The following is a 10,849-nucleotide window of genomic DNA, read 5'->3' as shown; positions in this document are numbered from 1 at the left end:
TTTTATTTCCCTAATCATTTTTGATTTAAGCGAACCGTGAGCCTTGAGTGCCAATAGCAATAGTCTCTTGACCAGATGGCGCAGATAAAATTCTAGAATTGCCAATCTCCTTGACTACACCAAAGTCAATCAACACCAATCGACTGTCTTTTTGTCTTTTAATCAAGTTACTAGGCTTAATATCACGATGAATAACTCTGTGGCTATGAACAAATTTCAATATTTGCAATACATCTTGTAACATTAAAATTACTTGCTCTTCAGACCAACGATGTTTTGATGCTAATTTCTGACTGAGAGTATGACCTTCAATGAACTCTTGGATAATGTAAAATTTTTTATTTTCTTCAAAGTGAGCTAAAAGGCGAGGAATTTGTTCGTGTTTTCCTAGCTTTTCTAAAATTTCTGCTTCTTTTTTAAATAAACGTCTCGCAGTAGCCATAAAATCAGAGTCTTTCCTGGTTGGCTTGAGGAATTTGACAATACATTTAGGATGACCAGGGCGGTGATGATCTTCTGCTATGTATGTTTTAGCAAAACCGCCTTCTCCCAAAGCTTGAATAACTCGATAGCGTCCACCCAAAAACTGATTTAACATTGCCTAATTTCCTATACCATTAATCAACTCCTCGATCTGCTATCCTAGTACTATTCATGAAATTATAGAAAGTTAAAATAAATTAGTATCCCAACTCAGAATAATATTTGTCGGACTGAGGTTATAAAAGAGGCAAAATGTCGTTTCCAAGTTACACTTTTCTCTTCTAGCTACCAATGCAATGAAGAAAAGTTAATTAATCACTGTGAAATTTTACTACTAATTAAATTAATTACTGATTATTCTTTTTCAAGAATTTTGACGTTTTTTTTCTAAATATTGTTGATGATCTTCCGTTGCTAAATAATAATCACTGTTAGGCTTAATTTCCGTCACAATATCCTTTTCGTACCTATCAGAAAGTTGCAAACTCTTTTTAGAATTAAAAGCAATTATTTTTTGTTGAGGAGTGTGATAAAAAATTACCGATCTATACTGTTCCCCTCGGTCTGCTCCTTGACGATTCAGACTGGTAGGATCGTGTATTTCCCAAAATTTGGTCAAAAGCTCTTGATAGATTATTTGTGTGGGATCGTATTCAATCTGATGATATTTGTGTGGGATCGTATTCAATCTGAGCTACTTCTGCATGACCAGTAATTCTTGCTACCACATCCAGATAGGAGGGATTGGGAAAATGTCCTCCCATATAGCCTACAGAGGTCTCAAGAACACCAGATAACGTACGGAATTCATCTTCCGTATTCCAAAAACATCCCGCACCAAAAGTAGCCTTTTCCCTCATTTCCCTCTCATACCTGAAACAGCAAAGAGTAATAACTAACCAATCTTTTTTTTACCTATTACCGATTGTAAGTAACTGGGTGAAATTAAATATAAAACAATCAAGGTCTTTATTTCTCCTCCTGCTTCCTAGGTTCCTCCTCTGCTTCCCTTCATCTTTAACTTAATTACACCTACCTAATTACTTCCTCATCCTTTATCCTTGTTCCTCCTTCCTCAATTACTCATCTGGCTCAATGGTGCTAGTTAAGCCATGATTACAAAGAGTTTCACAATAAAATTCAGCGTGTTCTAAAGCGCAAGTAATTACTAAGCCAACACCACTGTTATGAGTTTCCATCATAATATTTACTGCTTGGGGTTGAGTCATTCCGCTTACGGTTTTCATCAAGGTCTCGACCACATACTCCATAGAGTTAAAATCATCGTTGTGTAACAAAACTTTATAACGTGGTGCAGGTTTGCGAATTGTAGAGGTTGAGCTTTTTTTTGCAATGGAAGTTCCCAAAGTCACGATCTTGTCTATCCTCCGTCGTATTTTTTATGGTTATGTTTGTGCTTAACCCAATATTTTTGACTTGCTGGAAGTTCATTTTGATTTGATTAATGTTCCCCCAGATGCCAGAAAGGTGAAGTCTTATGTAAACTGTACTGTAAAAAAGTTAACTTTACTTAATGATTTTTGCAATCTAATACAATGCAAGTAACATCTTTAGAAACATCACCTTCAATCCCTGGTAATTATTGGCAATGGCGCGGACACCAAATTTATTATGTCAAAGCAGGAGAACAAAGTGGTAATAAGCCTCCTTTGCTTTTAGTGCATGGCTTTGGTGCTTCTACCGATCATTGGCGCAAAAATATTGCTCAATTGCAGAAAGAATTTCAAGTTTGGGCGATCGATCTCTTAGGTTTTGGTCGCTCTGAGAAACCAGCTTTGGAATATAGTGGCAGTTTATGGTGCGAGCAACTCCATGATTTTATTACGGAAATGATTGGTCAACCAACGGTATTGGCGGGTAATTCTTTAGGGGGCTATGCTTCTCTGTGTGTAGCAGGACAAAGACCTCAATCTGTAGCTGGTTTAATTTTAGTTAATAGTGCAGGTCCTTTTAGTGGTAGTAACCCCGTTAAAAAGAATTCACTTCAGCAAACTATCGGTAAGCTAACTCGAGCGCTTTTACTTCAGCCTTTACCTAGCTTTTTATTGTTTCAGTATGTGCGCCGTAAGAGTATGATTCGGAAAACCCTCAAACAGGTTTATTTAGATCATAGTGCTATCAGCGATCGCCTTGTCGATGAAATCTATCGTCCATCCTGTGACAAAGGCGCATCTCAAGTATTTGCTGCTGTCTTTAAAACTCCCCCAGGAGCAAAGGTCGATGAATTATTACAACAAATGACCTGTCCTTTACTTTTAATTTGGGGAGAAGGCGATCCTTGGATGAATTCTAGAGAGAAAGGAGCGCAATTTCGTCAATATTATCCTAATTTAACAGAACACTTTGTTAATGCAGGTCATTGTCCCCATGACGAAGTACCAGAACAAGTTAATGAGTTAATTAGTACTTGGGTTTTAAGTTTTTAAAGATTAAATTTAGTTGGTGTTGCCTCATGGTGGTCTGATTTTGAGAAAAAGCGATCTCGCCCAAGGCGAAGCGCGATGCGGACAGCTTAGGAGTGGTTACTCACTGAATTACCCAAAATAAGGTTTGCGGGGTGACAAGCTAGTGGTCAGTCTGACAAAGGTTAAGTCATGGGGCTGAGATGTTACGAACAAATCATTTTCTAAACTTGAAAAAATCAACCAATAAAGTAGATTGAAAGAATTTGATTAATTTTATCCCACTTAAGAACTATCTCGATCGTTCCCATATCTTAAAGCCTAAGCCCCATAAACAGCCTACAACTAAACACTTGTCTCACCCTGTGAATCATTTGATGTGAGAATAAAAATTTACGATTTATTGACAATCGAGAAAACTATGGCTATAACTGTTTCGACTACAAAGATCGCTCAATATCCAGAAAAAACTGTTAAAAGAGCAGCCAGAGCTTTTTCCTGTTCTCCTTTTAAGCTTAAGCTATTTGTAGCAATGCAAAACCAAAGTATTCCTTTACCAACCATTGCTAACAATCGAGGAATAGAGAATAATTATACGCCAAAAGCGATCGCTGAAAGTAAGGCAGAATCCCATCTTGTCTGGTTGATTAATGTCGGTTTATTAAGAAGAGAAGTCGATGGACAAGGAATAACTGATAGTTTTCGTCTAACTCCTCTAGGAAGACAAATCATTGCCCAATGGGAGGCTCAAGGAGAAATGCCACAACCTTCTCTAAGCGATCGCATTTTAAATTGGTTGAGTCGTTGGCTTCGTTATTAAATCGTTGTAATTACTGAAAAACTGACAAATTACAAATGATCGATCATAAAAGCTTTAAGAAATCTCTTGGTAATTGTTATAAAGGTGAATATATCTCATCAGTATAAGGATTAATTCATGAAAGCAATTATGGTGGTGGGAACTACCTCCCACGCGGGAAAATCCTTCCTGACTGCTGGTTTGTGCCGATTATTAGCAAGACAAGGGTGGCGTGTTACTCCCTTTAAAGGGCAAAATATGGCTCTCAATGCCTATGTTACTCCTACAGGAGGAGAAATTGGCTATGCACAGGCAGTACAAGCTTGGGCTGCGGGAGTAATTCCCAGGGTGGAAATGAACCCCATTTTGCTAAAACCCCAAGGAAACATGACATCCCAAGTAATTATTAAGGGAAAAGCCGTTGGTGCTGTAGCAGCAGCCGATTACTACGAAAAATATTTTGACTTGGGTTGGGAAATGGTTCAAGAATCTCTTTATCGTTTGTCTTTAGAGTTTGATTTAGTAGTTTGTGAAGGCGCAGGAAGTCCTGCCGAAATCAATCTCAAGCATCGCGATCTGACTAATATGCGGGTAGCTAAACACCTCAATGCGACAACTATTTTGGTGGTAGATATCGAAAGAGGAGGTTCTTTTGCTCATGTGGTAGGAACTTTAGAGCTTTTAGAACCGAGCGAGCGAGCGCTAATTAAAGGGATCGTGATTAATAAATTTCGCGGAGACAAAGCACTGCTCACATCTGGTATCGAGTGGCTTGAAGAATACACCAAAATTCCCGTATTAGGGGTAATTCCCTGGTGTGACCGAATGTTACCAGCAGAAGATTCTTTGGATTTGTTAGACCGCAAAACCAATCAAGAAAATAGAGATTTAAACCTCAGCATTATTCACCTTCCGAGAATATCTAACTTTACAGATTTCGATCCTTTGGAAGCAGAAGCTAGTGTATCGATTAACTATGTTGGAATTAAAGATTCTCTGGGACATCCAGACGCAGTGATTATTCCTGGCTCAAAAACTACGATCAGAGATTTATTAGCTCTCAAAGAAACGGGTTTAGCACAGCAACTTCAAGACTATGCTTATGCAGGAGGAACAATTTTAGGGATTTGTGGTGGTTTTCAAATTCTTGGTCAAAGAATTATCGATCCTGAAGGATTAGAAGGAGAGCCAGGAGAATATTCTGGGTTGGGGTTATTACCGATTACAACTATTTTTTCGGGTAATAAAATCGCTCGTCAACGACAGGTATTTTCTAATTATCCTCAAGTGGGTTTGCCTGTAGACGGTTATGAAATCCATCAAGGGCGTAGTCGTATTAATCAAAAAACAAGAGAAGATCGAGAAGACTATCATCAAATATTTGACGATCCTGGTTTGGGACTTGTCAATCATAGTCAATCGGTTTGGGGTTGTTATCTCCACGGTATTTTTGATAATGGTCCTTGGCGACGTTCTTGGTTAAACCATTTACGCAAACAAAGAGGAATGTCTTCTTTAGCTACTGGTATCCCTAACTATCGCGAGCAAAGAGAAGCTGGATTAAATTCTTTAGCCAATGTTGTGGAAAAAAATTTGAATTTAAAAACAATTTTTTCTAATCAATACTATTAAATTAAGCTAGGCTAGTTAGTTAGAAGTTTAAAACTATTACTTCTGTTTTCATGTTTAGAGAAAAAAACTAAAAGCTAGTTATCATAAAAGACTTAGTTTTGAATTGATGAGTTAAAAACAGTGAGTATTAAAGTTCGTTTTTTACCAGATAATATCACTATTGAAGCAGAGCCAGGAGAACCTATGTTAGAAGTGGCAGCCAGAGCAGGAGTTCTGATTCCTACTGGCTGTTTAATGGGTTCTTGTCATGCTTGTGAGGTGGAGCTAGATGATGAAACCTCGATTTGTGCTTGTATTAGTTCGATTCCTGGCGATCGCAAAGAGATCGCTATTAATCTCTATGATGACCCAGAGTGGTGAAGGATGAAGGATGAAGGATGAGGGATGAGGAAATTTAAAAACTTATTTTGAGTGCATTTACAGGAACTTCGTCCCAAGAGTTAACTACTCGCAAATTGGCAACCCAGCCTTCTTGTTTTTGTTGGTCAGTTAATTTGTTTTGCCAAGTTTGATGGCAATCTTTAGCTGCTGCTTCATTAGAACAAGCAATACAGGAATAGATAATTCCAGATGGATCGATCTGTTCGTTTACCCAGATAGTCATAATCGTTTATAGCATTACTCTTAGACTGTATTCATTTTGACACTTTTACGGAAAATATTGAACTTCTGTGATTTCAAAACGTTAATTTATTCGATAAGTGATATCCAAATCATTGGTAACACGAGATAAATGCCATTTACCGTAAGGATTAGATCGCGGATCGTTTATTTCGTATTGATTACACTCGCTCCATTGCATTTGATAGATGGGGCATTCAATATCGGGCTGAAAAGTTTGTCCGTCTTTAAGTATTACTGGCTCTGTTAGACGATGATAATTAAAGACATTCACCACATAAATTGCCAAGCCCATATCTTCGGTAATGTCTATTGAAACATCAGCCTTAGCAAAATTGCTCATGCCACAGGAATAGTAACAATCATCTCCTTCTACTAGAGTTACAAACAAGGAGTAAATATCAAATACATCTTCAGAATTATAATTAGCTAACCACTTGTCTCTCTCATGGACAATTCCTGCGGAGTCAACTTTAACCGCAATTCCCCCAATACTCAGAAAAACTTGAGTAAACTTAGCAATTTTCAAACAACTGCCATACCCTACATCATTAGAAATTAAATAAACAATCTGTTGATAATTATCTATTTGTTCCAACGTCGTATTAGAAATTCGATCTTGTCCTAAAAGTCTAAATAAACTGGCAAGATCGCTATCTTGACGATCTTTTGTCCATTGTTGGCGGTCTGCCAAAGGCAGCACTGCGCGAACAGCTTCGCTGGCGCATTCGCGATCGCAAATATCAATCAGACAATATTCATCTGTGGTTCTATCTTGAAAAATTCCTCCTGCAAACACATAATTCATACCGTGTCGTTTCAACAGAGAAAGTGCGATTGCTTCCCTGCTTTCTAAGGCAATTGGAATACAAACTACTATTTTATTTTTTAATAAATCTGGTTGATTTGGAGACATTCATCTTTTTTTGATGAAACATGAAATAGTTAAAATTTGCTGGATTTTAAAGTTAGAAAATATTGATTCATGCTTAAGCATAGCCGTACGTCAATGGGTTGGAGCATTCATTAATTGACTCTAAAGGGAACAGAGAACAGAAAATGTCTGAACCTCTACTGGTATTAATATATTGGGTCAAAATAGATAATTGTTTTAGGGGCGCATACCATTCGCCCCTACATAGTTGTACAATCTCTACTGCGAGCTATCTTTAAGCAAGTAAAAGCTTATAGCTTATGGTTTGTAGCTTACAGCCTTGTTGACCCGACAATCTCGTTAGAAATTAGCGTGATTAGAAATGGCATTACTCAGTTTATCTATTACTTCATCAACCGAAATCGCACCTAGTTCTCCAGATGCACGGGTACGGATACTAAGAGTGTTAGATTCTAATTCTTGATCCCCCACAACCGCCATCACAGGTATTTTTTGTTTCTCAGCATTACGAATCATTTTACCCAGTCTTTCTCGGCTATTATCGGCTTCTGCGCGGATACCTAGAGCCTGCATCTTGGTTGCGACTTGATTTACAAACTCACTATGAGCATCACTAACAGGTAACAGACGCATTTGAATTGGTGCTAACCATAGCGGAAAGTCTCCTGCATACTCTTCAATCAAAATCCCAATTAATCTTTCTAAAGAGCCAAAAGGAGCGCGGTGAATCATAATTGGACGTTGACGAGAACCATCTTCGGCGATGTATTCTAAATCAAAGCGATTGGGTAAATTATAGTCTACTTGTACTGTACCAAGTTGCCATTCTCTCTGTAGTACATCCTCAAAAATAAAGTCTAGTTTAGGGCCATAGAAAGCAGCTTCTCCTTCAGCTTCAAAATAATCCATATCCAGAGCTTGTACTGCACGACGAATTGCCCCCTGTGCAGTTTCCCAAAGATCATCTGAGCCGATATATTTATCAGAGTTAGGATCGCGGAAGCTCAAACGTGCTTTAAATTTTTTCAGTTGTAAACTCTTAAAGACAGTGAGAATTAAATCAACTACCTTGAGAAATTCTTCGTCTAACTGTTCGGGAGTTACAAAGAGGTGAGAATCATCAACAGTAAATCCTCTAACCCTAGTTAAGCCTCCCAACTCTCCTGATTGTTCGTAACGGTAAACTGTACCAAATTCGGCTAACCTAATGGGTAACTCTCTGTAAGAGCGTAGCTGACTTTTATAAATCTGGATATGGAAAGGACAGTTCATAGGTTTAAGCACAAAACCCTGTTCCGCTTTAGCAGCTTCTTCGTCCTCTGCCATCATAGGGAACATATCTTCTTTATAGTTTTGCCAATGACCAGAAGTTTTAAATAAATCAATTCTGGCTAAATGAGGAGTCACAACAGATTGATAACCCCGCTTGACTTGTTCTTGCTTGAGAAAATCTTCTAATTGCGATCGCAAAATAGTTCCTTTAGGTGTCCATAATGGTAAACCAGGACCTACAGGATCGGCAAAAATAAACAATCCTAGCTCTTTACCTAACTTACGGTGATCTCGTTTGAGAGCTTCTTCTTGACGACGCTTATATTCTGCCAGTTGTTCGGGAGTTTCCCAAGCTGTACCATAAATGCGCTGTAGCTGTTGCTTGGTTTCGTCACCACGCCAATAAGCACCCGCAACACTCTCTAAATCGAATGCTTTGGGATGAAGACTTCCAGTGGTTTCTAAATGAGGACCAGCACACAAATCCCACCATTGCTCACCCAGATGATAGAGCGTAATTGGTTTCTCGATGCTATCTAAAATTTCTAACTTATAAGGCTCACCCAACTTTTCAATACGCTGTTTTGCCTCTTCTCGGCTAACTTCTTCGCGAATCACTGGTAACTTGCGATTCACAATTTTAATCATCTCTTTTTTAATTTTTTTTAAATCCTTGTCTGTAAAAGGTTCAGGATTGTCAAAATCATAATAGAAACCATTTTCCGTCCAAGGACCAATTGTCACCTGTGCTTGAGGAAACAGTTTTTGTACTGCCATAGCCATCACATGAGATGCAGTGTGACGGATTTTTTTTAAAGATTCGGATTCGCTAGTGCGAGGCAGTTTCATTACGTCTGGTTTTTCTCGATCTGCGATGGACATCACTGTTTAAATTTACAGGTTAACAAGGAATTTGATTTTATCTGATCTTACTCAAGTTATGCTCTTTTTTTCTAGTTAATGAGTCAAAATTAAAATGATCCTAAATTTAGTTAAGTAATGTAAAAAACGCTAATATATTTAATGTGATAACAAATTATTTTACAATAGATGTCTCCTAAACAGCCCACAGAAAAAGAATTGTTGAAACAGGTATTAGAACCTTTGTTAGACGATTTTCAGTATTGGTTTGAGCGATCGCTAAACCTATTAGAATCAGAGAAACTACCATTTTTTTCTGAAGAAGAGCAAGCAGAATTTGCCGAAAAAGTCAAAGCAGCACAGCAAGAGGTTAACACTGCGAAGATGCTATTTCGAGCTACAGAAGGAGAAGTGGGAATCGAATCTAAAATGCTCCTTCCCTGGCATAACTTAGTTGCTCAATGCTGGGATGTGGCTAGAATGTGGCGACAGTTTCAAGAAAAAGCCTAAACTTCTTCTTTTTAAAAGAAACATTCTCAAGATTAAGTTCATAACTTTGTCAAAACACAAACAATAAATATTAGAATTAAGGATTTAAGAGGAAACCTGGTAATGTTACATCTACTTTACATTCTTGCATTTACGGTAATAGCTTCACTAGCTATTTCTAACCTAGTTCGTAGTCTGATTACTGTCAGCACTGAAAGCTCTAGGGTTTATCCCAATCATAGACCATCTCAAGCACCAAGTAATCCCACTAAACGCTCTTATCGCAGTACAATTCATCCTGAATTATTAGATGAACAAGGACAGGTAATTAACGAGCCTTTATTAGTGATGCGCTCTGTCTCTGTAGAAGATGCACGTCAGAAACTAGATGCGCTTTATGATTCTTCTCCTAATAAAAAGAATGATTCTCCAGAGTGATTTTTTTTAATCTCTGAGGTTGTGGATACTGATATTTTGTAGCGGTTTGTGGGAACTATAGAAGTAAAGATTTTAGACAGTTATATTTTAGTTCTTTAGTTTCATGCCTAGAAAACCCGACGAATACGCAGTACATATCCTATTATCTGGGGGTCACAGAGAGGAAGTTCGTTTTTCCACTGTGCAAAACTTTCAGAAATGGTACAGTAACGAATTAGTACCAAAGTCAGACTCCCAAGACTTTATTAGTGTTCCGATCAAAAATATTCAAGGGGAATATATGGTAGTGCGTCCGTCTCAAGTAGAAGCGATTCGTGTTGAACCTGTGTTCCTCAGCAGTGTGGAAAGATTTTAATTTTGTTAGTTATGAGTTTGTTGGTTGCTAGTTGTTGATTGTTAGTTATTGACGCTCCCTAACCTACTTCGTTGAGGTTAAGGATTCTTGATTCACAGGAACGCGCTCCGTAGTAGATTTTTCACATCTACTACCTAGACTGACAGTTCCTCCACAAGCAGTAGCCCTGCGCCCCAAGGCTAATAATCGTAGTGCTTCATCTCTAATATTTTTGGCTGCATTGAGATCGCGATCTATATGTTTTGTCCCGCATTTGGGGCAATCCCAATAGCGAACATCGAGAGGAAGGCTGCCTATTTGATATAGGCAAGAATTGTGTATTTTACTACTAGGGAAAAATCTATCGATCATCATGTAGACTTTTCCGTACCATTCGGCTTTGTACTTCAACATAGTGTTGAGCATTCCCCAACCGACATTACTAATTGCTAATGCTAGCTGGGGATTTCTCACCAAGTAAAGTCAGTGAAAGGGTCGCCCCTTCCACTGCTCTCCAAAACGTAGCGTGATAGTTTCCTATCACTACGCTCCTCAGTAATACGGCTGCTGTCATCAGTACGCCTTTAAATCATTGTTGTAAT

General features: G+C 38.2%; 13 protein-coding genes and 1 pseudogene. 7 read left to right on the top strand and 7 right to left on the bottom strand.

Annotated features, from left to right (window positions below; all coding sequences use genetic code 11):
* Positions 1-25 precede the first annotated feature (25 nt).
* The 3 genes and pseudogenes from H1P_RS26320 to clpS all read right to left on the bottom strand — a co-directional run bounded on the left by H1P_RS26320 (position 26) and on the right by clpS (position 1,856).
* Positions 26-598: a protein kinase domain-containing protein gene (locus H1P_RS26320; protein ID WP_144873160.1), complete on the bottom strand. Its 573-nt coding sequence runs from the start codon at positions 596-598 to the stop codon at positions 26-28.
* Positions 599-847: 249 nt separating this feature from the next.
* Positions 848-1,343: pseudogene (gene msrA / locus H1P_RS26315) on the bottom strand (peptide-methionine (S)-S-oxide reductase MsrA).
* Positions 1,344-1,562: 219 nt separating this feature from the next.
* The gene (gene clpS / locus H1P_RS26310) at positions 1,563-1,856 is read right to left on the bottom strand and encodes an ATP-dependent Clp protease adapter ClpS (protein ID WP_222427248.1); all 294 of its coding nucleotides are present in this window, start codon (positions 1,854-1,856) and stop codon (positions 1,563-1,565) included.
* 183 nt (positions 1,857-2,039) lie between these two features.
* On the opposite strand from clpS, the gene H1P_RS26305 reads away from it, so the two are divergent.
* From H1P_RS26305 to H1P_RS26290, 4 genes are all read left to right on the top strand, one after another.
* Complete coding sequence (locus H1P_RS26305; protein ID WP_144873154.1) at positions 2,040-2,930, top strand: alpha/beta fold hydrolase; 891 nt, start codon at positions 2,040-2,042, stop codon at positions 2,928-2,930.
* A 397-nt stretch (positions 2,931-3,327) separates the two neighbouring features.
* Positions 3,328-3,726: an Npun_F0494 family protein gene (locus H1P_RS26300; protein ID WP_144873151.1), complete on the top strand. Its 399-nt coding sequence runs from the start codon at positions 3,328-3,330 to the stop codon at positions 3,724-3,726.
* A 117-nt stretch (positions 3,727-3,843) separates the two neighbouring features.
* Positions 3,844-5,337 (top strand): cobyric acid synthase CobQ, encoded by a 1,494-nt coding sequence (gene cobQ / locus H1P_RS26295; RefSeq protein ID WP_144873148.1) that lies wholly within the window; start codon positions 3,844-3,846, stop codon positions 5,335-5,337.
* 126 nt (positions 5,338-5,463) lie between these two features.
* A complete protein-coding gene (locus H1P_RS26290; RefSeq protein WP_144873162.1) occupies positions 5,464-5,697 on the top strand; it encodes a 2Fe-2S iron-sulfur cluster-binding protein in 234 nt (77 codons plus the stop codon).
* A gap of 34 nt (positions 5,698-5,731) precedes the next feature.
* Here the strand turns inward: H1P_RS26290 and H1P_RS26285 are convergent, their stop codons facing one another.
* From H1P_RS26285 to thrS, 3 genes are all read right to left on the bottom strand, one after another.
* Entirely contained in the window at positions 5,732-5,941 is a 210-nt protein-coding gene (locus tag H1P_RS26285; RefSeq protein ID WP_144873145.1) for a glycogen debranching protein, read from the bottom strand.
* 81 nt (positions 5,942-6,022) lie between these two features.
* A complete protein-coding gene (locus H1P_RS26280; RefSeq protein ID WP_144873142.1) occupies positions 6,023-6,874 on the bottom strand; it encodes a hypothetical protein in 852 nt (283 codons plus the stop codon).
* A 318-nt stretch (positions 6,875-7,192) separates the two neighbouring features.
* Positions 7,193-9,007: a threonine--tRNA ligase gene (thrS, locus tag H1P_RS26275; RefSeq protein ID WP_144873139.1), complete on the bottom strand. Its 1,815-nt coding sequence runs from the start codon at positions 9,005-9,007 to the stop codon at positions 7,193-7,195.
* A 168-nt stretch (positions 9,008-9,175) separates the two neighbouring features.
* Here thrS and H1P_RS26270 point away from each other — a divergent pair, with 168 nt between their 5' ends.
* The 3 genes from H1P_RS26270 (at position 9,176) to H1P_RS26260 (ending at position 10,268) form a co-directional block, all read left to right on the top strand.
* Positions 9,176-9,496 carry a DUF2605 domain-containing protein gene (locus tag H1P_RS26270; protein WP_144873136.1) on the top strand — a complete coding sequence of 107 codons (321 nt, stop codon included), beginning with the start codon at positions 9,176-9,178 and terminating at the stop codon, positions 9,494-9,496.
* Between the two features lie 102 nt (positions 9,497-9,598).
* Positions 9,599-9,913, top strand: coding sequence for a DUF2973 domain-containing protein (locus H1P_RS26265; protein ID WP_144873133.1), 315 nt, complete (start codon positions 9,599-9,601; stop codon positions 9,911-9,913).
* 103 nt (positions 9,914-10,016) lie between these two features.
* Entirely contained in the window at positions 10,017-10,268 is a 252-nt protein-coding gene (locus H1P_RS26260) for a hypothetical protein (RefSeq protein WP_144873130.1), read from the top strand.
* Between the two features lie 63 nt (positions 10,269-10,331).
* On the opposite strand, the gene H1P_RS26255 is transcribed toward H1P_RS26260, so the two are convergent.
* The gene (locus tag H1P_RS26255; RefSeq protein ID WP_246141961.1) at positions 10,332-10,721 is read right to left on the bottom strand and encodes a transposase; all 390 of its coding nucleotides are present in this window, start codon (positions 10,719-10,721) and stop codon (positions 10,332-10,334) included.
* Positions 10,722-10,849: the final 128 nt, after the last annotated feature.

Origin of the sequence: Hyella patelloides LEGE 07179, from assembly GCF_900659865.1 — a bacterium.
GTDB lineage: Bacteria > Cyanobacteriota > Cyanobacteriia > Cyanobacteriales > Xenococcaceae > Hyella > Hyella patelloides.
This window is presented reverse-complemented; position numbering and strand designations above follow the sequence as displayed.